This is a genomic window from Brachybacterium saurashtrense, assembly GCF_003355475.1.
GTDB lineage: Bacteria > Actinomycetota > Actinomycetes > Actinomycetales > Dermabacteraceae > Brachybacterium > Brachybacterium saurashtrense.
The window spans coordinates 1,285,179-1,309,189 of record NZ_CP031356.1 but is presented as its reverse complement, the minus strand read 5'-3'; the positions used below and the strand labels follow the sequence as shown (position 1 = coordinate 1,309,189).

Genomic DNA, 24,011 nt, shown 5'->3' with positions numbered 1-24,011 from the left:
GGGCGGGGCAGGCGCACGATGTGCTCCTCCGAGCGGGGACGCACCGGCACCCACCGGAACCACCGCTACGTTCATCGACGATCCGTTCCACTTTTCTGGTACTTATCGTCGATGAACCGGTGATCGCCGGTACTTATCGTCGATGAACCGGTGGTCGCTAGTGCGGATCGTCGCGCAGATCGTCCTCGCGCAGATCGTCCTCGGTGAGCACCGGCATCTCCCCGGTGAGCGTCGCATGGGTGGGTGTGGGCAGGTCCCAGCCGGGCAGCTCGTCCACCGGCTGCGGCTCGTGCTCCGGGCGGGAGCGGGCGGTGAGGGTGACGCCGGCGCTCGCCACCACCACCAGCACCGCGGCCGCGATCCGCAACGGTGTGGCGCTCTGCCCGATGAGCACCACGCCCGCCAGCAGCGCGACCACCGGCTCCAGGCTGAGCATGATCCCGAAGACGTGCCGCGGCAGCCGGCGCAGCGCCGAGAGCTCCAGCGTGTACGGCAGCACCGAGGCCAGCAGCGCGGTGCCGGCGGCGAGGGCGAGCAGACGAGCATCCATCAGCCCGGCGAGCGCACCCGGTGCGCCGAGCGGCAGCACCGTGAGCGCACCGATCGCCATCGCGACGGCGAGCCCGTCCTGCCCGGGGACCAGCTGGCCCACCCGGGCGCTCGCGAGCACGTACAGCCCCCAGAACACCGCCGCCACGAGGGCGAACAGCACGCCGAGCGGATCCAGTGCGGCGGCGCCGGTGAGGGACTCCACCCCGAACAGCCCCACCCCGGCCAGGGCCAGCAGCACCCACAGGAGATCGGAGCGCCGGGTGGAGAGCACCGCGGCGACGGTGAGCGGGCCGAGGAACTCGATCGCCACCGCGGTGCCCAGCGGGATCCTGTCGATCGCGGCGTAGAAGCTGCCGTTCATCGCGCCGATCGCGACCCCGAACACGGCCACCGCGAGCCACTGCCGGCGGTCGAGGCGATGGAGACGGGGCCGCACCAGCACCAGCAGCACCACCGCCGCGATCCCCAGGCGCAGCGCGGTGGTGCCCCAGGAGCCGATGGCGGGGAACAGCTGGGTGGCCAGCGCGGCGCCGAACTGCAGGGAGAAGCAGGAGGCGAGGATGAACAGCACCGGGGTCGCGGACACACCGCTCCCGCCGGGCGCGGCGGAGGCGGTGGTGGGGGCCGGGGCGGAGGTCGAGGAAGCGGTCACGGCTCCACTGTGCAACCCCGTTCCCGACAGGTCCAGCGAATGTTCCTGACCTGTATCGTGAAGCAGAGCTTCATGAAAGGTGGGGTGCGGATGCTGAACCTGCACCGACTGTTCCTGCTGCACGAACTGCGCAGGTTGGAGACGATGTCAGCGGTGGCGAGCGCGCACTCGATGTCGCCTTCGGCGGTCTCGCAGCAGCTCTCCCAGCTGGAACGGGAGACGAAGGTCTCGCTGCTGCGCCAGGTGGGGCGGCGGGTGGTGCTCACGGATGCCGGCGTGCAGCTGGCCCGGCGCGCCGGGGAGGTGCTCAGCCTGCTCGAGACCGCCCAGGCGGAGCTCGCCGCGGCCAGCGGTGAGGCGGGCGGGCTGCTGCGCGTGGCGTCCTTCCAGACCCCGATGATCGCGCTGGCGCCCGCGACGGTGGCCGTGCTCGCCCAGCGGTCCCCGGATCTGCAGCTGGAGATGGCCCAGCAGGAGGTGGAGCCCGCCTACGAGGGGCTGCTCGCCCACCGCTACGACGTGATCCTCGGCGAGGACTACCCCGGCGGGCAGCAGGTGGTGCGCCGAGGCACCGATCGCGAGGAGGTGCTGCGCGATCCGCTGCTGCTGGTGCTGCCGGACGTCGGCCCGTGGTCGGCCCCGGGTCGCCTCGCAGAGCTCGCCGAGGCGCCCTGGGCTCTGGACCCGGCGGGCAGTCGCACCGGCCTCTGGGCCCGCACCTACCTGCGCCAGGCGGGGATCGAGCCGCGGGTGCGCTTCACCACCCCGGATCCGCTGCTGCAGGTGCACCTGGTGCGCACCGGCCACGCGGTGGCCTTCGTGCCGGGGATCATCGCCGCGGAACATCTCGGCGGCACCCGGGTGAGGCGCCCGCCGGGGGACCCGCATCGCTCCCTGTACACCGCGGCGCGGGCGGGCGCCGCACGACATCCCTCGCTGCTCGCCTTCCGTGCCGCGCTGCGCGCCGCCGCCCAGGAGCTCAGCGCTCTCGAGGGTCTCCCGCGCCTGCCCGCCTGAGCCCTCAGACGAGCGGTGGGAAGCTCTGCCGCGCGGTCTGCGCGATCCTCGCGAGCTGCTTGCGGTCCGAGAGCGCTCCGAGCACGCCGCCGAGGCCCGGGATCGCCTTGCCGAACAGCCGCGCCGAACGCAGCCCGAACCGCTTCAGCATCCGGCCGCCCACCGCGGAGACCACGGCCGAGGTGGGCGGGCCCGTGAAGCGGCCGGTCACCCCGCGCCCGGTCGCGCCCGCCACCGGGCCGAGCCCGATGCCGCCCAGCACCTGCTCGGACTCCTCGGCGAGCAGCGCCGCGAGCACCCGCACGCGGATCTCCTGATCGTCGAGGTCGTAGCCGCGCACCACGGCGATCGCGCCCACCATGCGCGTGGCCTGGACGTAGAACTCCATCACGTTCGTGGGCAGCAGCACGGGCAGCGTGACCACCCCGCCGAGCCCGGTGAGGAAGCCGCCGGCGGTCACCCCGCGGCGGTGGGAGCGGATGAGGCGCCGCACCGCCTTCTCGGGCCGCGTGCGGGCGCGTCCGCGCTGGGCCTTCCGGGCGACCTCCGCCGCCGAGGCATAGGTGAGCCGTCCGTCCAGGCCGATGTCGCGGATCGCGGCGATGAGGCGCTGCACGGCCCCGCCCTCGGTCGCCTCGCCGCTGCGGGCCTCCGCCATCGCGCGCCGCGCGGTGGTCCTCGCCGTGTCGTCGCGGCGCAGCATGCGGAAGATCCCCATGGTGTCCCCTCCCGGTTCTCGGTGCGGGGCGGACCCCGCCGGACAGCGCCATCATGCCTGCTGCGGTGCCGCCGCGCGTGATCGCCGACCGCCCGGTGGGGTGTGCGAGGAGTGAGCGACGCCCCCACCGGGAGGGTGTTCGCCTGCACGGTCCGGCCCCGGTCGCGGCGTAGTCTCGACGCATCATGCAGCAGAAGCTCTACCGCGACGACGCGATCGTCCTGCGCACCCACCCGCTGGGGGAGGCCGATCGCATCATCACGCTGCTCACCCGCCGTCACGGCAAGGTGCGCGCTGTCGCCAAGGGCGTGCGCCGCACCGGCAGCCGCTTCGGGGCCCGCCTGGAGCCCTTCACCCTGGTGGACGTGCAGCTGCACGCCGGCAGGAACCTCCACACCGTCACCCAGGTGGTGACGATCGAGGCCTTCGCCGTGGGGATCAGCGCCGACTACGGCCGCTTCACCGCGGCCAGCGCGATGCTGGAGACCACCGACCGCCTCACCGACGAGTTCGTGGACCCCAATCAGCGCGGGTTCCTCATGCTGGTGGGTGCTCTTCGCGCGATGGCCGAGGGCCGGATACCGCCCCCGCTGGTGCTGGACTCGTTCCTGCTGCGCACGCTCGCGATCTCCGGCTGGGCGCCCGAGCTGCGGGTGTGCGCCTCCTGCGGTGCCGAGGGCCCCCACCACGCCCTCGACATCCGGGCGGGCGGGCTCGTGTGCACGCCGTGCCGTCGGCCCGGCGCGATCGCCGTGCGCCAGGCCGCGCTCGAGCACATGATCTTCCTGCTCGCCGGGGACTGGGAGAATGCGCTGGAGGCGGACGACACCGTGGCGCAGGAGGCCGGGCGCCTGATCACCGACACCGTCACCTGGCACCTGGAGCGCTCCGTGCGCTCGCTGCACTACGTGGAGCGGTGACGGGCTCTCGCCGCCCGCTCCGCCCCGACCCCGCCCCATCCCGTCCCTCACCCAGGAGGTCCCCATGACCGGTGCCGCTCGCCACGGGTACCAGGAGCCGTTCGCGCACCCCAGCGGTGCCCGGCCGCCGCAGCTGCCCGCCCCCACCATTCCCGGGCACGTCGCCGTGGTGATGGACGGCAACGGCCGCTGGGCGAACCGCCAGGGCCTGCCCCGCACCGCAGGGCACGAGGCGGGGGAGGCGGCGCTGCTGGACGTGGTGGCCGGGGCTCTGCAGATCGGCGTCACCCACCTCTCCGCCTACGCCTTCTCCACCGAGAACTGGAAGCGCTCCCCGGAGGAGGTGCGCTTCCTGATGGGGTTCTCCCGCTCGGTGCTGCGACGACAGCGGGACACCCTGCACTCCTGGGGAGTGCGGATCGTGTGGATCGGCCGGGAGCAGCGGCTGTGGGGCAGCGTCATCAAGGAGCTGCGCGAGGCGGAGGAGCTCACCCGCGACAACACCCGCATGACCCTGTACATGTGCGTGAACCACGGCGGCCGTGCGGAGATCGTCGACGCCGCGCGGGAGATCGCCGAGCAGGCCCGGGCCGGGCGGCTCAGCGGTCGGGGCATCACGCTGAAGAGCTTCGCCCGCCATCTGAACGACCCCGACATGCCCGATGTGGACCTCTTCCTGCGCACCAGCGGCGAGCAGCGCACCTCGAACTTCCTGCTCTGGCAGGCCGCGTACGCGGAGCTGGTGTTCGTCGAGGAGCTGTGGCCGGACGTGGACCGTCGGGTGCTGTGGCGGGCGATCACGGAGTACGCCCGCCGGGATCGCCGCTACGGCGGCGCGATCGACGCCCCCGGGGAGGGCGCCTAGTCCTGCGCGCCCGGGGTCGGCGAGCCAGGGCGCGGGGCCGCCGCGCGGTCCCCGCTCGAGGCGGAGGGCTCGGGCAGCGCGGCGGGGGAGGCCGCGGGGTCCTCCGCCTGCGCCTCGAGCTCCAGGGCCCGGGCGGCGGCGCCGATCCCGCCGGTGCGGCGTCGATGCCGCAGGATCACCGCGACCAGCACCACCACCAGGGCGAGCACCGCCACCGCGCCCCACGGCGAGATCAGGAACAGCTCGAACCAGGCGCCGACGGCCACCAGACCCACCGTGGCGTAGATGACGGCCCAGGCCAGGCCGCCCACGGCGAGCGCCGGCAGGTAGCGGCGCGCCGGCATCCCGGTGAGGCCGGCCGCCGCGTTCGCCGCGGTCTGGAAGCCGACGGTGAGGAAGCTCAGCGCCACCACCGGAGCGCCCCAGCGGTGGATCAGGGCGGTGGCACGGGACACCCCGGGGGAGGTGAGGAACGCGGCGACGCGGCCGCGGTTCGCGGCGCGGCGCGCCCCGCGACCCACCAGGTACGTCGCGCCCGCGCGGCACCAGATCACCACGTACAGGAACGCCACCGCCGGCACCAGCGGCAGCTCCTGGACCCACTGCATCATCGGGTCTCGGCCCCGCCCGCTCCGTCCTCGTGCGGTGCGGGCCCGTCCTCGTCGTCCGCGGTGCCGGAGGCGTCATGGTTCTCGCACAGCCCGAACACCTCGAGGGTGTGGTCCACGTCGGTGAAGCCGTGCTCGTGCGCGATCGCGGTCATCGACGCCTCCAGGCGGGGGGCGAGGAACTCGACGGTGCGGCCGCACTGCCGGCACACCAGGTGGTGATGGTGTCCGGTGTCCTCGCACTGCCGGTACAGCGATTCGCCGTCGCCGGCCACGAGCACGTCCAGACGGCCGGAGCGCGACAGCGCCTGGAGGTTGCGGTACACGGTGGCCAGGCCCACGGTCTCGCCGTCGGCCCGCATCTGCTCGTGGATCTGCTGGGCGCTGCGGAAGTCGTCCTGCCGGGAGAGCGTCTCGAGGATCGCGGCGCGCTGGCGGGTGTTCCGTTGCATGAGCTCATTCTCCCCCAGGGGGAGCGGGACTTCTATCCGTCGTGGGGCGTCGCACGTGTGCCCGCGGCCGGGGCGGGGGTGCGGCCGGGCCCCGGCCCGCCCACGGCGGGGACGGGCCGGGCTGGGCGCAGCGCGCGCACCAGCAGGCCCAGGACGTAGACGCCGATCGTCATCAGCACGATCACGCCGCCGGGCGGCAGGTCCACGTACACGGTGAGCAGCAGTCCGCCCAGCGCGCACACCACCGCGATCGCCATCGCCGTGCGCATGGTGCGGGCGAACCCGACCACCAGGTGCTGGGCCGCGGCGACCGGCACGATCATCAGCGCGGAGACCATCAGCGCGCCCACGATCCGCATCGACAGCGTGACCGTCAGCGCCGCCATCACGGCGATCAGCACGTTCACCGTCCGCACCGGGAGCCCCGAGGCGCGCGCGAACTCCTCGTCCGCCGTGACGGCGGCGAGCAGGCCCGAGAGCCCCACGCCGATCAGCAGCACCACCACGGCCAGCACGGTGGAGATCGCGGCATCGGGTCCGGTGACGGTGGAGAGCGAGCCGAACAGGTAGGCCATGAGGTTCTGGGAGGTGCCGCCGGCGAGCTGGATGATCACCACGCCGCCCGCGATGCCGCCGTAGAACAGGATCGCCAGGGCCACGTCACGGCTGGTGTGGCTCACCTCGCGCACGTACTCGATGAGCAGCGCCCCGATCACGGAGGCGGCCAGCGCCCCGGGGATCGCCAGCAGGTCCATCGGCGTCACGGAGAGCCAGGCACCGACCAGCCAGCCCGCGGCCACGCCCGTGAGTGCCACGTGCCCCAGCCCGTCGCCGAGCAGCGAGAGGCGCTTCTGCACCAGGTAGGTGCCGACGACGGGGGCGGTGAGCCCGATCAGCACCGCGATCAGCAGCGGGTAGCGCAGCAGATCGGAGGTGAGGATGTCCAGCGGCGTGCTCATAGGGGATGGATCTCCTGACCGAGGCAGGCGTCCCGCGGGGCGGAGTCCTCGGGGTGGTCGTGGCCGGGGTCGAGGCGGGGACGCTCGCCCTCGGCGCCGTCGTGGACGATGCGGCCGTGGTCGAGCACGACGGCGCGCCGGATGTCCTCGGCGAGCGGGCCGGTCTCGTGCAGGACCACCAGGATGGTGGTGCCGGCGGCGGAGAGCTCGCGGAACAGGCCCGCGATCAGCTCCTGGGTGGGCAGGTCCACGCCGGAGAACGGCTCGTCGAGCACCAGCAGCTCGGGGGAGCGCACCAGGGCGCGGGCGATCATCACCCGCCGCCGCTGCCCGCCGGACATGCGGGTGATGGGCCGGCCGGCGAGATCCGCCATCCCCACCGCCTCGAGCGCCTGCGTCACCCGAACGTCACGGGCGCGGGGTCGCCAGGAGCGCGCCGAGAGCAGGCCGCTGGCCACCGTCTCCCGGGCGGTGGCGGGGATGGAACCGGCCTCGGTCGAGTCCTGGGGGACGTAGCCGAGCCCGGTGTGCGCGAGACCCTGCCGCACCGGGCGGCCGAACAGCCTCGCCGTGCCCGCCTCCAGGGGGAGCACCCCCACCGCGGCGCGCAGCAGGGTGGACTTCCCCGAGCCGTTGGCGCCCAGCAGCGCCACCAGCTCGCCGGGCGCGATACGGAGGTCCACGTCGTGCAGCACCCGCTGCCCGCCGCGGGAGACGGAGGCGCCGGTGATCTCGACGACGGGTGCGGGCCGGGCGGTCACGTCCAGCTCGCCAGCAGCTTCTCGCAGTTCTCGCGCATGACCTGAGGATAGTCGGCATCCTCGTGCAGCTGCGTGGCGAGGTTGTCGAGCTCCTCGGTCTCGATGCCGAGGTTGGAGGCGAGGGTCTGGGCCACCTTCGGGGAGGCGGAGGTCTCGAAGAAGATCGTGGTGACGCCCTCCTCCTCGACCACGTCCTCCAGCGCGAGCAGGCGCTGCGGGGAGGGCTCGGACTCCGGGTCGATGCCGGCGATGCCGATCTGGTGCAGGTCGTAGCGTTCGGCGAGGTACACGTAGGCGGCGTGGCTGGTGATGAACGCCTTCTCGCCGTCCACCGCGCCGAAGGAGTCCGCGAGCTCGGCATCGAGCTCCTCGAGCTCGGTGCGCAGGTCCTCGGCGGCCGCGGTGAACGTCTCCGCCTGCTCGGGGGCGAGCTCGGCCAGGCGCTCGGCGAGCGCGTCGGCGAGATCCGCCATCAGGGAGGGGTCGTGCCAGAAGTGGGGGTCGAACGCGCCGTGGTCGTGGCCCTCGTGCGCGTCCTCGCCCTCCTCGGCGGCGTGCTCGTCGTGGTCGTGCTCGTCGGCGGCGTCGGTGGGCAGCAGCGACACCACCGAGGAGACGTCCAGCACGTTCTCGTCCCCGTGGGAGGAGATCGCGTCGTCCAACGAGGCCTGGAAGCCGGGCACCTGGAGCACGAGGTCCGCCTCCTGGACCGCCATCACCTGCTTCACCGAGAGCTCGAGGCCGTGGGCGTCGACGCCGGGGGAGGAGAGGTCGGTGAGGGTCACGTGCTCCCCGCCCACCCTGGAGACCAGGTAGCCCAGCGGATAGGCCGAGGTCACGACGGCCAGCCCGCCCCGGCCGGCGCCGCTCGACCCGCCGGACCCGCCGCAGGCGGCGAGCAGCGCGGCGCCGGTGCCGAGGCCGGCGGCGGTGAGCAAGGAGCGTCGGGTGGGACGGAGCATCAACGTCATGACAATCATTCTCACCACAGGGCTCCGAGTGGGCAAGCTCGGGGCGGCGATCGAGGGTCCGGGGGTGGGCGCCCTCACACACGCGGCGATGGCTAGACTGGGCGGGTTCCGACCACCTCGTCACCAGGAGTCTCCCCGTGGCCAAGGCCCCCGCCAGCACACTGGACAACGTCATCGCTCTCGCCAAGAAGCGCGGCTTCGTGTTCCAGGCCGGTGAGATCTACGGAGGCTCCCGCTCCGCCTGGGACTACGGCCCCCTGGGCGTGGAGCTCAAGGAGAACATCAAGCGCCAGTGGTGGCGCACCTTCGTGCAGTCCCGCGGCGACATGGTGGGCCTGGACTCCTCGATCATCCTCCCCAAGCGCGTGTGGGAGGCCTCCGGCCACGTCGCCACCTTCACCGATCCGCTGGTGGAGTGCCGCAGCTGCCACAACCGCTTCCGCGAGGACCACCTCGTCGAGGCGTTCGAGGCGAAGAAGGGCCGCGCTCCCGAGGGCGGCCTGGCGGAGGTGGCCTGCCCCAATTGCGGCACCCGCGGTGAGTTCACCGATCCCCAGCAGTTCTCCGGCCTGGTCAAGACGTACCTCGGCCCGGTGGACAGCGAATCCGGCCTGCACTTCCTGCGCCCCGAGACCGCGCAGGGCATCTTCGTGAACTTCCTCAACGTGGTCACGGCCACCCGCCAGAAGCCCCCGTTCGGCATCGGCCAGGTGGGCAAGGCCTTCCGCAACGAGATCACCCCCGGCAACTTCATCTTCCGCACCCGCGAGTTCGAGCAGATGGAGATCGAGTACTTCACCCCGCCCGCGGAGGCGGACCAGCACTTCACCGAGTGGGTCGAGGCCTGCTGGAACTGGTTCCTCGATCTGGGCCTCAAGGAGGAGAACCTGCGCCGCTTCGACGTCCCGGAGGACGAGCGCGCCCACTACTCCGCCGGCACCATCGATCTGGAGTACCGCTTCGGCTTCCAGGGCAGCGAGTGGGGCGAGCTGATGGGCATCGCCAACCGCACCGACTTCGACCTCTCCAGCCACACCGAGGGCTCGGGCACGAAGATGCAGTACTTCGACCAGGCGAACAACGAGCGCTATACGCCGTACGTCATCGAGCCCAGCTTCGGCCTGACCCGCTCGATGATGGCCTTCCTGGTGGACGCCTACACCGAGGACGAGGCCCCCAACGCCAAGGGCGGGGTGGACACGCGCACCGTGCTGAAGCTCGATCCGCGCCTCGCCCCGATCAAGGTGGCCGTGCTGCCGCTGTCCAAGAGCGAGGACCTCGTGCCCCGCGCGAACGAGCTCGCGGACCGGCTGCGCAGGCACTGGAACGTCGAGGTGGACGTCACCCAGGCGATCGGCCGCCGCTACCGCCGCCAGGACGAGATCGGCACCCCGTTCTGCGTCACCGTGGACTTCGACACCATCGACGACCAGGCCGTCACGATCCGCGAGCGCGACACCATGCAGCAGGAGCGCGTGGCGCTGGACCAGGTCGAGTCCTACCTGGCGGCGCGCCTGCTCGGCGCCTGAGCGACACACCACGGCCGACGGGGCCGACGGGGCGGCGCTCCGTCGGCCCCGTCGTCGTCCGTCCGGCGACGGTCTGTCCGGCGTCGTCGCCGGGCGCGGGGCGGCACGAGGCGGCGATATCGCCACCTCGTGCCGCCATCGGCCCGTTCGCGCCACGGGGCGCCTGGTGGGATGGCACAGTGCTCCCATGACCAGCGCCTCCGGCCTCGAGCTGTCCGCCGACTATCACAGCGAGGTGGTGGCGCCCCTGCTGGAGCGTCGGCTGCCCGGCCTCCCGCACGCGGCGGCGCGGCTGGGCTCGGGCTCCGACGTGCTCGGGTTCGACGACGCCCAGTCCCGCGACCACGACTGGGGACTGCGGCTCACCCTGCTCGTCGAGGAGGAGGGCGCGGCCGACGAGGTCGACGCGCTGCTCGAGCGGGAGCTCCCGGCGAGCTGGCGCGGACTGCCCACGCGCTTCGCGACCACCTGGGAGCCGGTGGTCCGCCAGCGCGTCGAGGTCGCCCGCGCGGCGGACTTCGCCGCCTCGCGGGTCGGGATCGCGCCGGGGCGCCTCGCCGCCGACGCGCCGCTGGACCTCGCGGACTGGCTGCAGCTGACCGGGCAGGCGGCGCTCGAGGTCACCGCCGGTCCCGTGTTCCACGACGGCACCGGCGCACTCACCGCGATCCGGGCGCGGCTCGCGCAGTACCCGGAGGACGTGAGGCGCTACGCGCTCGGCGCCGACTGGACCCGGATCGGCCAGGAGCTCCCGGACGTGGGGCGCGCCGGACTGCGCGGCGACGAGGACGGCTCCGCGGTGATCGCGGCGCGCCACGTGCGCACGCTCCTGCACCTGGCGCATCTCCTGCACCGACGATGGGCACCCTACGGGAAGTGGCTCGCACGCTCCGCCGCCGCACTGCCGGGCGGGCAGGGGCTGCGCGAGGCCGCCCTCGCGGTGCTGCGGGCCCGGGACTGGCGCACCCGCCAGCGCGCCCTCGGCACGGCGATCGCACGAGCCGCCGCAGCCCAGGGACGGGTGGGCCTGCCCACCCTCGAGCCCGCCGTGGAGCCCTTCTTCGACCGACCGCATCTGGGGCTGCGCGGCCTCCCGGAGCTGCTCGCCGAGGGGATCACCGATCCCGAGGTCCGGGCGCTGACGCCCGGGATCGGCACGGCCGAGCAGATCAGCGACCACGTGAGCGTGCTGGTCGATCCGGTGCTGCGGCGCCGGCTCGTCGGCGGCTGAGGCCTCCCGGCCCGCTCCGCTCCGCGCTGATCAGCGCTGGACGGAGAACCGCGCCCCGCGGCCGGGGCCGACGCATGCTGAGGCCATGACACCGCACCTCGCCGCACCCCCTCGACTCGACGCTCAGGACGCACCCTCCGCGCCCACCCTGGCCTCCCTCACCGCCGCGCGGCTGCTGCACCAGAGGGTGCTGCTGCTGGACCGCGAACTGGCTCAGGACAACGGCGCGGGCCTGGCCGCCCAGCTGCTCCTGCTCGCCTCCGAGGACCCTGCCGCCGACATCACGCTCCTGATCAACTCCCCGGGCGGGCTGGTCCCCGCGATGCTCGCGATCGGGGACCTCATGGACCTCGTACCCTGCGATGTGCGCACGGTCGGGCTCGGCATGGCCTACAGCGCCGGGCAGTACCTGCTCACCCAGGGCACGCCCGGGAAGCGGTACGTGCTCCCGCACGGCCAGGTGCTGATGCACCAGGGCTCGGCCGGGTTCGGCGGCAGCGCCGCGGACATCGAGCTGCAGGCGGCGGACCTGCGCAGGAACCGTGACCTGCTCATCCGCCTCACCGCCGAGCGCACCGGGCAGAGCGTGGAGACCATCGCGCGGGAATCCGAGCGGGACCGGATCTGGGACGCCCCGGCCGCGGTGGCGTACGGCTTCGCCGATCATGTGCTGGCCGATCTGCGGGATGTGCTCCCGCTGGGCCTGTACGGCGAGCGCGGCCGGCCCGCGGGGGTCGGGGGCACGCGATGAGCGGCTACACCATCCCCTCGGTCATCGAGCGCACCCGCACCGGCGCGGAGCGCAGCGCGGACGTCTTCTCCCGGCTGCTCAGCGACCGGATCGTCTACGTGGGCACGCCGATCGACGACGGCGTCGCGAACACGGCGATCGCCCAGATCCTGCACCTGGAGAACGACGCCGCCGACGCGCCGATCCATCTCTACCTCAACTCCCCGGGCGGGGACGTGCAGGAGGTGCTGGCCCTCTACGACACCCTCGCCTTCGTCCGCAGCCGGGTGGCGGTCACCTGCATCGGGCAGGTCGTCGCCGCGCCCGTGCTGCTGCTCGCCGCGGGCACGCCGGGGATGCGCTGGGTGCTGCCGCACACGAGGGTGGTGCTGCATCCGCTCCAGGCGCAGGGACGCGGTGCGGTGCCGGATCTGATCCTCGCCACCGAGGAGGTGGAGCGGCTGCGCGGCACCGTGGAGGGCCTGCTCGCCGAGCACACCGGGCAGGACCGGCACGCCGTGCGGGGAGACCTGGAGCGCGAACGGGTGCTGGACGCGCAGGCGGCCGTCGACTACGGGATCGCCGACGAGGTGCTGCTCAGGCGGCCGCGAGCAGCCTGACCGTGCCGTGCGGGCCGGGGGAGCGGGCGGGTGCGGGGGCGCTCGCGCCGCCCTGCCCCGGCCCGCGACGGTCGGTCCCCGGGGGCGGGGCGCTGCGGCGCGGCGCCGTGAGGTCCAGCACCCGGCCTCGGCCCGAGTGGAGAGCGCCGTCGGCCGCGGGTCTGTGCGCGGCCGACCCCTGTGCGGCGACCTGCCCCAGCAGATCGGGCAGGGCGACCCCGAGGGCGCCGAGCACCGCGGCCAGCAGCTCGGAGGAGGGATCCTTGCGTCCCCGCTCCACGTCCGAGAGGTGCTGCATGCTCATCCCGGCCCGGCGCGCCACCTCGGCGAGGGTGCGGCCCTGCCGTCGGCGCTCGCGGCGCAGACGGTCGCCGAGCAGCTCCCGCAGCAGCGGTGCGACGCTCGGGCCCGCGCTCCGCGACGGCGCACCGAGCGGGCGGGATGTCCGGTCCCGGGTGTCGTGGCTCTCCATGGCCCGAACCTACGCCGCCCCGCCGGGGACCGCCCGCGCCTCCGCTCTGGGCGGAACCGAGGCAGTCCGTCGCACCGGCGGCACGCGGTCACACGATCCCGGTGAGCAGGTGCGGGACGACCAGGTCCGCGAAGGTGCCCAGCATCTCCCGCTGGTCCGCGGCCGGGGCGCCGAACGGGAGTACCAGGGCGATCTCGTCGGCCGCCTGCACCACGGCGTCGGCCAGCAGCGCCTGGGCCACGGTGCCCGGGTCGTCGATCACCACCCGGGAGTAGACCGCATCGTGCCCGGCGATCTCCGGTGCGCGGTGCTCGTCGCCGAGCCCTGGCTCGGCGGTGCGCTCGCGCGGGATGAGGGTGACGTACCGCTCGAGCTCCTCCTCGGTGCGTACGGGCAGCATCTGGCGGGAGACCATCACGTGCCCTTCTCCGTGGCCCGCGGCCCGGGACGCCTCCCGGTACGCCTCCAGCGCCTCCAGCTGCAGCTGCTCGAAGGAGCGGCCCGAGCCGTCGTCGGGCGCCATGGTCGCCAGCTGCAGGCCCAGGCCGGCGTGGCCGGCCATCGCCGCCCGCACCGGGCTGGCGGCGCCGTAGGCGAGACGCTCCCGCAGCCCGGGGGCCTGCGGCTGGATCCGCAGCGGGCTGCCGGGGTCGACCTCCTCGATGTGGCGATCCGCGCCCGCGACGATCTCGCCGTCCAGGAAGGAGAGCAGATCGTGCAGCACCCGGTCCACGTGCTCGGCGCGGTCCCCGGGCAGTGCGCCGAAGGCGCGGGCGTAGATCGCGTCGTGCGCGGAATAGCCGGAGCCGAGTCCGGGCCGAAGCCTGCCGCCGGTGAGGAGATCCGCCGTGGCGAGGTCCTCCGCGAGCCGGCCCGCGTTCTCGAAGCGCAGCGGGATCACGGCGGTGCCCAGCTGGATCCGCGAGGTGTCCCGGCCCAGCGCGGCCAGGAACAGCAGCGGGGAGGCGAGGGAGTTCTGCAGGTGCCGCACGCGGACGTAGCCGACGTCGTAGCCGAGCTCCTCCGCGGTGAGGAACAGCGCGCGGCCGTCGTCGAGGCCCGCGTACTCCACCTGGGCGACGACGCCGATCCGGGGCGCCGTCCGGGTGGCGGGTGCTGGTGCGGTCATCTCACGCCTCCTTCAGGCGATGCCGGTCGGCGCGGGGCGGACTGTGCGCCGATGCCCCATTCTCCCGCGCGCACGGCGCGCGACGCAGGGACCAAGCGCCCGCACCCGCCGGTGCCGCGGCGCCGCGGTGCTCCGCCCCATGGCACCGCACCGCTCCTCCCCACCCCGGCCGACGCACATCACCACCCCGCCTCCTCCCATGGCGGCGCCGGTGATGGGACAATCCGAGGACGATGACCCTTCTGAACGACGCCCCGCCCGGTGCCCCCGCCCCGACCTCCGCCCCCGGTCACGGCACGGAGGTGCCTCGGCGACCCCTCACCATCGGGAACCTCACCGTGGACACCCCGGTGATGCTCGCCCCGATGGCGGGCGTGACCAACATGGCCTTCCGGGTGCTGTGCCGCGAGTTCGGCGCGCTGCACAGCGCGGACGACGGCGGGCTGTTCCCCACCGAGATGGTCACCACGCGCGCCCTGCTCGAGGACCACCGAGAGTCGTGGCGCCTGCTGCGGATGGCGGAGCGCGAGCGTCCCCGCTCGGTGCAGCTGTACGGCGTGGATCCCGCGGTGGTGCGCCGTTCGGTGGAGATGATCCTGGAGCGCGACGGCGCCGACCACCTCGACCTCAACTTCGGCTGCCCCGTCCCCAAGGTGACCCGTCGCGGGGGCGGCGGCGTGCTGCCCTGGAAGGACGAGCTGTTCACGCGCATCCTCCGGGCGGCGGTGGAGGCCGCCGGGGACGTGCCCGTCACGCTCAAGACCCGCAAGGGCGTCGACGACGACCACCTCACCTACCGCGACGCGGGCCTCATCGCGCAGGAGGTGGGCGCCGCGGCCATCTCCCTGCACGGCCGCACCGTGAAGGAGCAGTACTCCGGCACCGCCGACTGGACCTCCATCGCCGATCTCAAGCAGACCGTCACCGACATCCCCGTGCTCGGCAACGGCGACATCTGGAGCGCCGAGGACGCGGTGCGGATGATGGACGAGACCGGGGCCGACGGCGTGGTCGTCGGCCGCGGCTGCCAGGGCCGGCCCTGGCTGTTCGCGGATCTCGCCGCCGCCTTCTCCGGCAGCGCCGAGCGCGTGCGCCCGGGACTCGGGGACGTGGCCCGGATCCTGCGCCGCCACGCCGAGCTGCTCACCGAGTTCTACGAGAGCGAGGACCGCGGCGTGAAGGACCTCCGCAAGCACGTGGCCTGGTACTTCAAGGGCTACCCCGTGGGAGGGGAGATGCGTCGCCGCCTCGCCACCATGGAGTCCCTCGCCGATCTCGACGCGAAGCTCGCCGAGCTCGACCTCGAGGCGCCCTACCCGGGCGCCGGGGTCGAGGGTCCTCGCGGGCGCAGCGGCCACCCGCGCAACGCCACCGTCCCCACGGGCTGGATGGACTCCCGCGCCCTCACCGACGAGCACCGTGAACGGCTGCACGAGGCCGAGCTCGACATCTCGGGGGGCTGAGCGATGACCTCGTCCCTCCAGCCCGCCGCGCCGCCTGTGGGGTACAGCGACCACGACCTCGAACGCTGGGTGCCGGAGCCGCCGAAGTCCCAGGCCCGCACCCCGTTCCAGCGCGACCGCGCCCGCGTGCTGCACTCCTCCGCCCTGCGCCGCCTGGGGGCGAAGACCCAGGTGCTCGGCGCGGGCGCGAACGACTTCGTGCGCACCCGGCTCACCCACTCGCTCGAGGTGGCGCAGGTGGGCCGCGACATCGGTGCGGAGCTCGGCTGCGACCCGGACGTGGTCGACGCCGCCTGCCTCTCCCACGATCTCGGCCATCCGCCGTTCGGCCACAACGGCGAGAAGGTGCTGGACGATCTCGCGGCGGACTTCGGCGGCTTCGAGGGCAACGCCCAGACCCTGCGCCTGCTCACCCGGCTGGAGCCGAAGGTGGTGGGGGAGCAGCGCCCCTACGGCCTGAACCTCACCCGCGCCTGCGTGGACGCGGCGATCAAGTACCCCTGGACCCGAGGCGCCGGCCCCGATCCCGCCTCGCCCAAGTTCGGGGCCTACGCCGACGACCTCGCGGTGTACACGTGGGCGCGCGAGGGCGCCGTGCCGGGACGGAAGTGCTTCGAGGCGCAGGTGATGGACCTCGCCGACGACATCGCCTACTCCGTCCACGACATCGAGGACGCGATCACCGGCCTCACCCTGGACCTCAGGAAGCTCCAGGACCCGATGGAGCGCGCCGCCGCGCTGTACGTGGTGCAGGACTGGTACATGCCCGGCGAGTCCCTCGAGGAGCTCGACGCCGCCCTCGCCCGGCTCGAGGCCGAGCCCAGCTGGCTGCTCTCCTTCACCGGCACCATGCGCTCCGCCGCCGCGCTGAAGGACATGGCCAGCCAGCTGATCGGCCGTTTCACCCGCTCCGCGATCGCCGCCACCCGCGCCGCGCACGGGGACGGGCCGATCTCCCGGTACGGCGGGGACGTGGTGGTGCCCGAGCAGACGCACCTCGAGATCGCGGTGCTCAAGGGTCTCGCCGCCGCGTACGTGATGAGCTCCGCCTCCCAGCAGCCGGTGTATGAGGCGCAGGAGGAGATCCTGCGCGACCTCTACTCGCGGCTGTGGCACACCGGCACCCAGTACCTCAGTCCCCAGTTCGCAGAGCTCTGGCACGGCGCGAGGGACGACGACGGCCGCCGCCGCGTGGTGATCGACCAGATCGCCTCCTACACCGACGTCACCGCGCGGCGCCTGCACGAGGTGCTGTTCGATCGCGCCCTCACGCACGTCACCGCCGCGGACACGCCCCTGCCCGGCCTCGGCTCGGAGCTCTGAGCGCGTGGCGAGAGGGCTGATCCGTCGGGCCGACGTGGACCTGGTGCGCGAGCGCGCGCGCCTGGACGAGGTGGTCTCCGAGCACGTCACCCTGCGCACCGCCGGCATCGGATCGATGAAGGGGCTGTGCCCGTTCCACGACGAGAAGACCCCGTCGTTCAACATCCGCCCCCAGCTGGGCCACTGGCACTGCTTCGGCTGCGGCGAGGGCGGGGACGTGATCTCCTTCGTCCAGAAGATCAACCACCTCAGCTTCGTCGAGGCGGTGGAGCTGCTGGCCGGCCGCTACGGCATCCAGCTGCAGTACGAGGACGCGGGGGAGGGCCGCGGCGACCGTCCGGACTTCGGCACCCGGCGGCGCCTGCTGGACGCCCACGCGATCGCGGAGGAGTACTACCGCGAGCAGCTCGACACCCCCGCCGCGGAGGTGGGGCGACGCTTCCTCACCGAGCGCGGCTTCGACAAGGAGGCGGCCGCCCACTTCGGCGTGGGCTTCGCCCCCGAGGGCTGGGACTCCCTCACCTCCGTGCTGCGCGGGCGCGGCTTCACCGAGGAGGAGCTCACCGCCAGCGGCCTCGTCTCCGAGGGGAGGCGCGGGGTCTACGACCGCTTCCGCGGCCGGCTGGTGTGGCCGATCCGCGACATCACCGGCAACACCATCGGCTTCGGCGCCCGCAAGCTGCTGGAGTCCGATCAGGGCCCCAAGTACCTCAACACCCCCGAGACCGCGATCTACCACAAGTCCAGCGTGCTGTACGGCCTGGACATCGCCCGCAAGGCCATCTCCTCCGAGCACCGGGTGGTGGTGGTCGAGGGCTACACCGACGTGATGGCCGCCCACCTGGCCGGGGTCACCACCGCCGTCGCCTCCTGCGGCACCGCCTTCGGGGCCGAGCACGTGAAGATCGTGCGCCGCGTGATGGGGGACTCGAACCCCTCCGCAGGGCTGCGCCTGAACACCGACGGCCGCGGCCTCGCCGGCGAGGTGGTGTTCACCTTCGACGGCGACGCCGCCGGGCAGAAGGCCGCCCTGCGCGCCTTCGAGGAGGACCAGCGCTTCGTCGCCCAGACCTACGTGGCCGTGGAGCCCCACGGGATGGACCCCTGCGAGCTGCGCATCAGCCAGGGGGACCAGGCCGTGCGGGACCTCATCGAGACGCGCCGGCCGCTGTTCGAGTTCGCGATCCGCACCGCCATCTCCCAGGTGGACCTCGACACCGTCGAAGGCCAGGTCACGGCCCTGCGCATGGCCGCGCCCGTGGTCGCACGGATCCGCGACCGGGCGATGCGCCCCGAGTACGCGCGACGACTCTCCGGCTGGCTGGGGATGGACGAGTCCACGGTGCTGCGCGCGGTGCACGACGCCGCCCGCAGCGAGGGCCGGCCCGGGCCGCGGCCGGAGCCCGCACGCCCGGGCGCCGACGCGGCAGGGCAGGGCGGCACGGCGGAGGAGCCGCCGCTGATCGCCGCGCCGCGCCTCGCCGACGTGGTCAGCCCCCGCGACCCGGTGGGCCAGGTGGAGACGCAGTCCCTCGCGGTGATGCTGCAGTCCCCGCAGCTGCTGGACGCGGAGAAGGTGGGCTCCCTGCCGGACGACGCGTTCCACGTGCCCGCCCTGCAGGGTGTGTGGGACGTGATGCTCGCCGCCGGCACCCTGCTGGACGCGGTGGAGGGGAGCCTCCACCCGGCCCGCTACCTCGAGCAGGTCCTCGAGATCGCGGGGGAGACCGTGCGCCCGCTCATCGTGGAGATCGCGAACCTGGACCTTCCTGCCCGCGACGAGGAACGGCTGCGGACGCTCGCGCACTCCCTGCTGGACCGGCTCACGGAGCTCTCGATCACCCGGGAGTACTCGGTGCTCAAGCAGCGCCTCCAGCGCACCGATCCCGCCGACGCCGAGCGCTACCAGGAGATCATGGCGCGGCTGGCCCAGGTGCAGGGACGGCGGCGTGCGCTGCGCTCGAGCGTGGACTGACAGGCCGGCGGCCGACGGGACGGTGGTGGCATGCGGCGCGATACGGCGATGCGCCACGGCGACGGTAGCCCAGGCGGGGCTTGAACCCGCGACCGACGGATTATGAGTCCGCTGCTCTGACCGGCTGAGCTACTGGGCCGTGCCCGCGGGGCGGGCCGTGAGAATCTATCACGAACAGACCCCGTGACCTGCCGTGATGCGGGAGGACGAGACGGCTCGTCGTGGGTGCTCCGCGCGCCGTCCCGGGGTGTGTCCCCGTGCGCCGGTCGTGGGGGCATCAGAGCGCTTCCCGCACCTCGCACACCACTCGCGTGACCACCGGCAACCGGATACTGTAGCGGTTCAGTCGATTGGGGGCGCTCCGGGCGGGGCCCCGGAGGGGTGGACGATGGCCGCCAGCACGCAGTCACGCCCGCGGGGGAGCGGCCGAGGGCGCCGCGTCACCATCGCGGACATCGCCGAGCGCGCCGGGGTCACCTCGGCGGCGGTCTCTCTCGCGGTCAACGGCCGCCCCGGCGTCTCGGACGCGACCAGGGCCCGCATCATGGACATCGCCCGGGAGCTGCAGTGGGAGCCATCCCCGGCGGCCCGCGCGCTGGCCGGGGCGCCAGTGCTCACCGTGGGCATGGTGCTGGCCCGGCCCGCCGAGGTGCTGGGCACCGAGGCGTTCTTCGGCGCGTTCGTGGCGGGACTGCAGGAGGTGCTCAGCCGGCACGACTACTCCCTGCAGATGAAGATCGTCGACTCCACCGAGGCCGAGATCGCCACCTACCGCCGCTGGCTCGCCCAGCGCCGCGTGGACGGCGTGATCGTGGTGGACCTGCGCCAGGACGATCCGCGCATCCCCGCCCTGGAGGACCTCGCTCTGCCCGCCCTGGTGGTCGGCGGGCCGGGTCATCACGGCTCCCTGCCGTCGGTGTACGTGGACGACGCGCACGCCACCCGGCTGCTCGTCGATCATCTCGCCGAGCGCGGCCATCGCCGCATCGCACGCGTGGCCGGCAACGAGGACTTCCTGCACATCCTGCTGCGCGACCGCGCGTTCACCTCCCGCTGCGAGGAGCTGGGCGTGGCGCCGGTGGTGCAGAACGCCGGCTTCGGCGCCCACGGCGCGGAGGTGGCCACCGCCGCGCTGCTGGCGCGCGAGGACGCGCCCACCGCGCTCATCTTCGACAGCGACGAGATGGCGCTGGCCGGCTGTCACGTGCTCGAGGAGTCGGGCCGCCGGATCCCGCAGGACGTCGCCGTGGCGAGCTACGAGGACTCCGCCCTCACCCTCACCCACCGCCCGCCGATCACGGCGATCGGCCGCTCGGCGATCGAGTACGGGAGGGTGGCCGCGAACCGCCTCCTCGAGGTGGTCGCCGCAGCGGACGCCCCGCGCGGGACCTCCCAGGAGGCGCGGGTGATCGAGCCGTCCCTGATCGTGCGCGACTCCACGGCGCAGGCCCCGGAGCCGTGGTCGGGACGCGGCGGCACGCCGGCGTAACCTTCGTCATAGTCCCCGGTCGGAGGCAGGTTCCGGGATGCGCGCCGGCCCCGGACCCTGCTACAGTCGTCCAGGTCGATCCCGCATAGCTCAACGGCAGAGCATTCGACTGTTAATCGAAGGGTTGTTGGTTCGAATCCAACTGCGGGAGCCCATCGCAGAGCACAGCCCCGGAGAACTCCGGGGCTGTGTCATGTCCACGGCCGTCACCCACGAAGGAGCAGGGCGTTGACCTCCCTCCCCGATGATCGCTTCCCGCTCCCGGAGAACGCAGGTCCCGGCAGCGTCTGGGCGGACCGCACCGGCCATCGCACCCTCGTGGGCCGCAACCAGCGCGGCGTGGAGATCCCGATCGGCAAGGGCGAGGGCGAGATCTCTCCGGGGGAGCTGCTGAAGCTCGCACTGATCGGCTGCGCCGGGATGAGCAGCGACGTGAACCTCTCGCGGCGTCTCGGCGAGGACTTCGACATGCGTCTGTGGGCGCACGGCCTCTCCGATGAGGAGCAGAACCGCTACCTCTCGATCGCCGAGGAGGTGCAGCTCCCGCTCGAGGGGCTCACCGAGGCCGAGATCCAGACAGTCACGAAGGTGTTCGGGCGGGCCGTCGCCGCGGGCTGCACCGTGGAGCGCAGCGTGGTGCCCGGCGTCGAGGTGACGCATCGCGTGCTCGGCGCCGACGAGAACTCCGCGGCGGACGCCGCGGCGACAGAGCAGCACGGCGAGGAGACCTCCGCATGACCGTCCGCCCCATCCGGATCGTCGGCGATCCCGTGCTGCGCACCCCCTGCGACCCCGTGCGCACCATCACCGACGGCACCCGCACCCTCGTGCAGGACCTCCTCGACACGGTGGACGACGACGGCCGCGCTGGCGTGGCCGCGAACCAGATCGGCGTGAGCCTGCGGGCCTTCTCCTGGAACCTGGGCAAGGAGGGCGGCCTGGGCTGCATCCTCAACCCCGTCATCGTGGAGCTCTCCGAGGAGCTGCAGCACGACGACGAGGGCTGCCTCTCCGTGCCGGGGCTGTTCTTCCCGCGCACCCGCTCCGCGTACGCCCGCTGCGTGGGCATGAACGTGGAGGGCGAGGAGATCGAGCTGGCCGGCGAGGGGATCGTGGCACGGCTCATCCAGCACGAGGTGGGGCACCTCGACGGCGCCCTGTACATCGACGGCCTTGAGCGCTCCGTGAAGAAGCGGGCGTTGCGCCAGATCAGGGAGACCCTCTAAGCTCCTCACAGCAGGAACGCACTGTCAGCACGCCCTCTCGCGGTACCGATTCGTTGGGGAAGACGCATCGGAGACCGAAAGGGACGAGATGACCCAGGGCGTTCTGTATGTTCACTCCGCTCCGCGGGCCCTCACGCCGCACATCGACTGGGCCGCCAGCGGAGTTCTCGGCACGCCTGCGCGGATCCGGTGGGAGGAGCAGCCGGTGGGCCGGGGCCTCCAGCGTGCCGAGATGGGCTGGCGCGGCCGCGAGGACACCGGCGCCCGGCTGGTCAGCGCCCTGCGCGGCATGCATGAGGTGCGCTTCGAGGTGACCCAGGAGGCCACCGCGGCCGTCGACGGCGCCCGCTGGAGCTGCACGCCGGAGCTCGGCATCCACCACGCCGCCACGGATCACGCCGGAAACACCGTGCTCACCGAGGACCACGTGCGCGGCTGCATGGAGCGCGCCGGGAACGACCCGGTGGCGCTGCGCCGCGAGCTCTCGATCGCCCTCGGGGAGCCGTGGGACGAGGACCTCGAGATCTACCGCCACGCCGGCGAGGGCGTCCCGATGCGCTGGCTGCACCGGGTGAGCTGAGGCGACCGCAGCGCCCGGTGCCCTGCGCCGCCTCGCGGGTCCGCACGACGTGCGCGCTCCGGCACCGCGCCCGCGGCCGGCCCGCCGCCCCCACCCATGACGGCATTCGGACCAGTATCCGCGAAGGATACTGGTCCGAACGTCGTCCTCGAGTGCGGTGAGGAGGCGCCCCGTGCCCGTGCTCAGGCGCTGGTGAACACCACCGCGATGTCGTGGCCGCCGAAGCCGAAGGCGTTGTTCAGCACGGCGATGTCCCCTCCCGGCAGCTCGGCCGGGGCGTTCTGCGCGATCCGCATCGGGGTCTCGGGGTCGAGCGTCTCGATGTTGATCGTGGGCGGGGAGACCCGGTGGTGCGAGGCGAGCACCGAGAAGAGGGACTCGAGCGCCCCCGCGCCGCCCAGCAGATGGCCCGTCATCGACTTGGTGGAGGTGACCACGATCTGATCGGTCTGCCCGTCCAGGGCGGCGGAGACGGCACGCAGCTCGCCGATGTCGCCCAGCGGGGTGGAGGTGCCGTGGGCGTTGACGTGCACGACGTCCGCCGCGGCGACGCCGGCATCGGTGACCGCCTCGCGCACCGCCTGCGCCTGGCCCTCCGCGGAGGGGGCGGAGATGTGGTGCGCGTCGGAGGCCATGCCGCGGCCGGAGGCGTAGGCGTACACACGAGCACCGCGGGCGGCGGCGTGCTCCTCGCTCTCCAGGATCAGGATGGCCGCGCCCTCGCCGAGCACGAAGCCGTCGCGGTCCACGTCGTAGGGACGCGAGGCGTGCTCAGGATCGTCCACCCGCGGCGAGAGCGCGCGGATGTTCGCGAAGGCGGCGATGGTCATCGGGTGGATGGAGGCCTCGGTGCCGCCCACGACGACCACGTCGGCGCGGCCGTCGCGGATCATGCTCATGCCCAGGGACACGGCCTCCGCGCCGGAGGCGCAGGCGGAGACGGGGGTGTGCGCCCCCGCCTTCGCCCCGAGCTCCATCGAGATGTTCGCGGCGGACGAGTTCGCCATCAGCATCGGGACGGTGAACGGGTTGACCCGGCGGGCGCCGCGCTCGCGCACCACGTCCCACTGGTCCAGCGTGGTCCAGATGCCGCCGATGCCGGTGCCCACCACCACGCCCAGGCGCGTCGGCTCCACGTCGGGGGTGCCGGCGTCCGCCCAGGCCTCGCGGGCCGCGACCATCGCGTACTGACCCGAGGGGTCCAGCTTCTTCGACTCCGGGCGGGACAGGGAGTCCAGCGCCCCGGGCACCAGTTGGCAGCCGAAGTCCACGGACAGGCCGTAGGACTCCTTCCAGTCGTTGTCGAAGGTGCGCGCGGTGGAGGTCCCGGCCAGGGCTGCCTCCCAGGTGGAGGTCACGTCACCGCCGAGCGGGTTGACGGTGCCGAGGCCGGTCACGGCGACACGGGAACGGGAAGAGGACATGCGGACCTCCGGGTCGGGGCGGCAGACGGAACGGCGACGCCCGGGACGGGTGCGTCCCGGGCGTCAGGCGGGGCTCAGTTCTGAGCGCCCTCGATGTACTTGACGGCGTCGCCGACCGTGGCGAGGTTCTTGACCTCTTCGTCGGGGATGCGCACGTCGAACTTCTCCTCGGCGTTGACCACGATGGTCATCATGGAGATGGAGTCGATGTCGAGGTCGTCGGTGAAGGACTTCTCCAGCTTGACGTCCTCGGTGGCGACACCGGTCTCCTCGTTCACGATCTCGGCGAGTCCGGCGAGGATCTCGTTCTCGGTGTGTGCCATGGGTGCTCCTTCGGGTGTGCGG

Annotated in this window: 25 protein-coding genes and 2 tRNA genes; 15 read left to right on the top strand and 12 right to left on the bottom strand. The window is 73.2% G+C overall.

Annotated features, from left to right (window positions below):
* Positions 1-157: 157 nt before the first annotated feature.
* On the bottom strand, positions 158-1,204 hold the full coding sequence (locus DWV08_RS05975; RefSeq protein WP_162801508.1) for an EamA family transporter: 1,047 nt from the start codon (positions 1,202-1,204) through the stop codon (positions 158-160).
* Positions 1,205-1,243: 39 nt separating this feature from the next.
* Between DWV08_RS05975 and DWV08_RS05970 the strand changes: the two genes are divergently transcribed.
* Complete coding sequence (locus DWV08_RS05970; protein WP_241237379.1) at positions 1,244-2,221, top strand: LysR substrate-binding domain-containing protein; 978 nt, start codon at positions 1,244-1,246, stop codon at positions 2,219-2,221.
* A gap of 4 nt (positions 2,222-2,225) precedes the next feature.
* Here the strand turns inward: DWV08_RS05970 and DWV08_RS05965 are convergent, their stop codons facing one another.
* Positions 2,226-2,939 (bottom strand): EcsC family protein, encoded by a 714-nt coding sequence (locus tag DWV08_RS05965; protein ID WP_115412959.1) that lies wholly within the window; start codon positions 2,937-2,939, stop codon positions 2,226-2,228.
* A gap of 185 nt (positions 2,940-3,124) precedes the next feature.
* On the opposite strand from DWV08_RS05965, the gene recO reads away from it, so the two are divergent.
* Together recO and DWV08_RS05955 are read left to right on the top strand one after the other, a co-directional pair.
* Positions 3,125-3,859 carry a DNA repair protein RecO gene (recO, locus tag DWV08_RS05960; RefSeq protein WP_115412958.1) on the top strand — a complete coding sequence of 245 codons (735 nt, stop codon included), beginning with the start codon at positions 3,125-3,127 and terminating at the stop codon, positions 3,857-3,859.
* A gap of 64 nt (positions 3,860-3,923) precedes the next feature.
* Positions 3,924-4,724: an isoprenyl transferase gene (locus tag DWV08_RS05955; protein ID WP_115412957.1), complete on the top strand. Its 801-nt coding sequence runs from the start codon at positions 3,924-3,926 to the stop codon at positions 4,722-4,724.
* Here the strand turns inward: DWV08_RS05955 and DWV08_RS05950 are convergent.
* Genes DWV08_RS05950 through DWV08_RS05930 form a run of 5 tightly spaced genes read right to left on the bottom strand, consistent with a single transcriptional unit; the run spans position 4,721 to position 8,475 of the window.
* Entirely contained in the window at positions 4,721-5,335 is a 615-nt protein-coding gene (locus tag DWV08_RS05950; protein ID WP_115412956.1) for a DedA family protein, read from the bottom strand. The genes DWV08_RS05955 and DWV08_RS05950 overlap by 4 nt on opposite strands.
* Entirely contained in the window at positions 5,332-5,784 is a 453-nt protein-coding gene (locus tag DWV08_RS05945; RefSeq protein ID WP_115412955.1) for a Fur family transcriptional regulator, read from the bottom strand. The genes DWV08_RS05950 and DWV08_RS05945 overlap by 4 nt, the downstream gene beginning before the upstream one ends.
* Before the next feature lie 32 nt (positions 5,785-5,816).
* The gene (locus tag DWV08_RS05940; protein WP_115412954.1) at positions 5,817-6,743 is read right to left on the bottom strand and encodes a metal ABC transporter permease; all 927 of its coding nucleotides are present in this window, start codon (positions 6,741-6,743) and stop codon (positions 5,817-5,819) included.
* Complete coding sequence (locus tag DWV08_RS05935; protein WP_420897515.1) at positions 6,740-7,510, bottom strand: metal ABC transporter ATP-binding protein; 771 nt, start codon at positions 7,508-7,510, stop codon at positions 6,740-6,742. Before DWV08_RS05935 ends, DWV08_RS05940 begins: the two co-directional genes overlap by 4 nt.
* Positions 7,501-8,475 carry a metal ABC transporter substrate-binding protein gene (locus tag DWV08_RS05930; RefSeq protein WP_241237381.1) on the bottom strand — a complete coding sequence of 325 codons (975 nt, stop codon included), beginning with the start codon at positions 8,473-8,475 and terminating at the stop codon, positions 7,501-7,503. Before DWV08_RS05930 ends, DWV08_RS05935 begins: the two co-directional genes overlap by 10 nt.
* A gap of 137 nt (positions 8,476-8,612) precedes the next feature.
* On the opposite strand from DWV08_RS05930, the gene DWV08_RS05925 reads away from it, so the two are divergent.
* The 4 genes from DWV08_RS05925 to DWV08_RS05910 all read left to right on the top strand — a co-directional run bounded on the left by DWV08_RS05925 (position 8,613) and on the right by DWV08_RS05910 (position 12,585).
* Positions 8,613-10,004: a glycine--tRNA ligase gene (locus DWV08_RS05925; protein WP_115412952.1), complete on the top strand. Its 1,392-nt coding sequence runs from the start codon at positions 8,613-8,615 to the stop codon at positions 10,002-10,004.
* Between the two features lie 187 nt (positions 10,005-10,191).
* Positions 10,192-11,235 (top strand): DUF4037 domain-containing protein, encoded by a 1,044-nt coding sequence (locus DWV08_RS05920; RefSeq protein ID WP_115412951.1) that lies wholly within the window; start codon positions 10,192-10,194, stop codon positions 11,233-11,235.
* A gap of 85 nt (positions 11,236-11,320) precedes the next feature.
* On the top strand, positions 11,321-11,986 hold the full coding sequence (locus DWV08_RS05915; protein ID WP_115412950.1) for a ClpP family protease: 666 nt from the start codon (positions 11,321-11,323) through the stop codon (positions 11,984-11,986).
* Positions 11,983-12,585 carry a ClpP family protease gene (locus tag DWV08_RS05910; RefSeq protein WP_115412949.1) on the top strand — a complete coding sequence of 201 codons (603 nt, stop codon included), beginning with the start codon at positions 11,983-11,985 and terminating at the stop codon, positions 12,583-12,585. The genes DWV08_RS05915 and DWV08_RS05910 overlap by 4 nt, the downstream gene beginning before the upstream one ends.
* Here DWV08_RS05910 and DWV08_RS05905 read toward each other — a convergent pair.
* Together DWV08_RS05905 and DWV08_RS05900 are read right to left on the bottom strand one after the other, a co-directional pair.
* On the bottom strand, positions 12,563-13,057 hold the full coding sequence (locus DWV08_RS05905; protein ID WP_115412948.1) for a helix-turn-helix domain-containing protein: 495 nt from the start codon (positions 13,055-13,057) through the stop codon (positions 12,563-12,565). The genes DWV08_RS05910 and DWV08_RS05905 overlap by 23 nt on opposite strands.
* 88 nt (positions 13,058-13,145) lie before the next feature.
* The gene (locus DWV08_RS05900; protein ID WP_115412947.1) at positions 13,146-14,186 is read right to left on the bottom strand and encodes an LLM class flavin-dependent oxidoreductase; all 1,041 of its coding nucleotides are present in this window, start codon (positions 14,184-14,186) and stop codon (positions 13,146-13,148) included.
* Between the two features lie 233 nt (positions 14,187-14,419).
* Here DWV08_RS05900 and dusB point away from each other — a divergent pair, with 233 nt between their 5' ends.
* From dusB to dnaG, 3 genes are read left to right on the top strand one after another with little or no spacing between them, the layout of a single operon-like run.
* On the top strand, positions 14,420-15,649 hold the full coding sequence (gene dusB, locus DWV08_RS05895; protein ID WP_115412946.1) for a tRNA dihydrouridine synthase DusB: 1,230 nt from the start codon (positions 14,420-14,422) through the stop codon (positions 15,647-15,649).
* Between the two features lie 3 nt (positions 15,650-15,652).
* Positions 15,653-16,972 (top strand): deoxyguanosinetriphosphate triphosphohydrolase, encoded by a 1,320-nt coding sequence (locus tag DWV08_RS05890; protein WP_115412945.1) that lies wholly within the window; start codon positions 15,653-15,655, stop codon positions 16,970-16,972.
* Positions 16,973-16,976: 4 nt separating this feature from the next.
* Entirely contained in the window at positions 16,977-18,947 is a 1,971-nt protein-coding gene (gene dnaG / locus DWV08_RS05885) for a DNA primase (RefSeq protein ID WP_115412944.1), read from the top strand.
* Positions 18,948-19,012: 65 nt separating this feature from the next.
* Here the strand turns inward: dnaG and DWV08_RS05880 are convergent.
* Positions 19,013-19,086 (bottom strand) — tRNA-Ile (locus DWV08_RS05880).
* 249 nt (positions 19,087-19,335) lie between these two features.
* On the opposite strand from DWV08_RS05880, the gene DWV08_RS05875 reads away from it, so the two are divergent.
* The 5 genes from DWV08_RS05875 (at position 19,336) to DWV08_RS05855 (ending at position 22,242) form a co-directional block, all read left to right on the top strand.
* A complete protein-coding gene (locus DWV08_RS05875) occupies positions 19,336-20,436 on the top strand; it encodes a LacI family DNA-binding transcriptional regulator (RefSeq protein ID WP_115412943.1) in 1,101 nt (366 codons plus the stop codon).
* A 79-nt stretch (positions 20,437-20,515) separates the two neighbouring features.
* Positions 20,516-20,587: transfer RNA gene (locus DWV08_RS05870), tRNA-Asn, on the top strand.
* A gap of 77 nt (positions 20,588-20,664) precedes the next feature.
* Positions 20,665-21,174 (top strand): OsmC family protein, encoded by a 510-nt coding sequence (locus DWV08_RS05865; RefSeq protein ID WP_115412942.1) that lies wholly within the window; start codon positions 20,665-20,667, stop codon positions 21,172-21,174.
* Positions 21,171-21,662 (top strand): peptide deformylase, encoded by a 492-nt coding sequence (locus DWV08_RS05860; protein ID WP_115412941.1) that lies wholly within the window; start codon positions 21,171-21,173, stop codon positions 21,660-21,662. The genes DWV08_RS05865 and DWV08_RS05860 overlap by 4 nt, the downstream gene beginning before the upstream one ends.
* Before the next feature lie 88 nt (positions 21,663-21,750).
* Positions 21,751-22,242 (top strand): DUF3145 domain-containing protein, encoded by a 492-nt coding sequence (locus DWV08_RS05855; protein ID WP_115412940.1) that lies wholly within the window; start codon positions 21,751-21,753, stop codon positions 22,240-22,242.
* A 182-nt stretch (positions 22,243-22,424) separates the two neighbouring features.
* Here the strand turns inward: DWV08_RS05855 and DWV08_RS05850 are convergent, their stop codons facing one another.
* Positions 22,425-23,666 (bottom strand): beta-ketoacyl-[acyl-carrier-protein] synthase family protein, encoded by a 1,242-nt coding sequence (locus DWV08_RS05850; protein WP_115412939.1) that lies wholly within the window; start codon positions 23,664-23,666, stop codon positions 22,425-22,427.
* 74 nt (positions 23,667-23,740) lie between these two features.
* Positions 23,741-23,989, bottom strand: a complete 249-nt coding sequence (locus tag DWV08_RS05845) for an acyl carrier protein (protein ID WP_115412938.1) — start codon at positions 23,987-23,989, stop codon at positions 23,741-23,743.
* Between the last annotated feature and the right edge of the window lie 22 nt (positions 23,990-24,011).

Coding starts and splice junctions, on each gene's coding strand:
- DWV08_RS05930 (WP_241237381.1), bottom strand. CDS start 8,475: ATGACGTTGATGCTCCGTCCCACCCGACGCTCCTTGCTCACCGCCGCC.
- DWV08_RS05910 (WP_115412949.1), top strand. CDS start 11,983: ATGAGCGGCTACACCATCCCCTCGGTCATCGAGCGCACCCGCACCGGC.
- dusB (WP_115412946.1), top strand. CDS start 14,420: ATGACCCTTCTGAACGACGCCCCGCCCGGTGCCCCCGCCCCGACCTCC.
- recO (WP_115412958.1), top strand. CDS start 3,125: ATGCAGCAGAAGCTCTACCGCGACGACGCGATCGTCCTGCGCACCCAC.
- DWV08_RS05890 (WP_115412945.1), top strand. CDS start 15,653: ATGACCTCGTCCCTCCAGCCCGCCGCGCCGCCTGTGGGGTACAGCGAC.
- DWV08_RS05950 (WP_115412956.1), bottom strand. CDS start 5,335: ATGATGCAGTGGGTCCAGGAGCTGCCGCTGGTGCCGGCGGTGGCGTTC.
- DWV08_RS05970 (WP_241237379.1), top strand. CDS start 1,244: ATGTTCCTGACCTGTATCGTGAAGCAGAGCTTCATGAAAGGTGGGGTG.
- DWV08_RS05860 (WP_115412941.1), top strand. CDS start 21,171: ATGACCGTCCGCCCCATCCGGATCGTCGGCGATCCCGTGCTGCGCACC.
- DWV08_RS05955 (WP_115412957.1), top strand. CDS start 3,924: ATGACCGGTGCCGCTCGCCACGGGTACCAGGAGCCGTTCGCGCACCCC.
- DWV08_RS05965 (WP_115412959.1), bottom strand. CDS start 2,939: ATGGGGATCTTCCGCATGCTGCGCCGCGACGACACGGCGAGGACCACC.
- DWV08_RS05850 (WP_115412939.1), bottom strand. CDS start 23,666: ATGTCCTCTTCCCGTTCCCGTGTCGCCGTGACCGGCCTCGGCACCGTC.
- DWV08_RS05945 (WP_115412955.1), bottom strand. CDS start 5,784: ATGCAACGGAACACCCGCCAGCGCGCCGCGATCCTCGAGACGCTCTCC.
- DWV08_RS05915 (WP_115412950.1), top strand. CDS start 11,321: ATGACACCGCACCTCGCCGCACCCCCTCGACTCGACGCTCAGGACGCA.
- DWV08_RS05905 (WP_115412948.1), bottom strand. CDS start 13,057: ATGGAGAGCCACGACACCCGGGACCGGACATCCCGCCCGCTCGGTGCG.
- DWV08_RS05855 (WP_115412940.1), top strand. CDS start 21,751: ATGACCCAGGGCGTTCTGTATGTTCACTCCGCTCCGCGGGCCCTCACG.
- DWV08_RS05900 (WP_115412947.1), bottom strand. CDS start 14,186: ATGACCGCACCAGCACCCGCCACCCGGACGGCGCCCCGGATCGGCGTC.
- DWV08_RS05940 (WP_115412954.1), bottom strand. CDS start 6,743: ATGAGCACGCCGCTGGACATCCTCACCTCCGATCTGCTGCGCTACCCG.
- DWV08_RS05845 (WP_115412938.1), bottom strand. CDS start 23,989: ATGGCACACACCGAGAACGAGATCCTCGCCGGACTCGCCGAGATCGTG.
- DWV08_RS05875 (WP_115412943.1), top strand. CDS start 19,336: ATGGCCGCCAGCACGCAGTCACGCCCGCGGGGGAGCGGCCGAGGGCGC.
- DWV08_RS05920 (WP_115412951.1), top strand. CDS start 10,192: ATGACCAGCGCCTCCGGCCTCGAGCTGTCCGCCGACTATCACAGCGAG.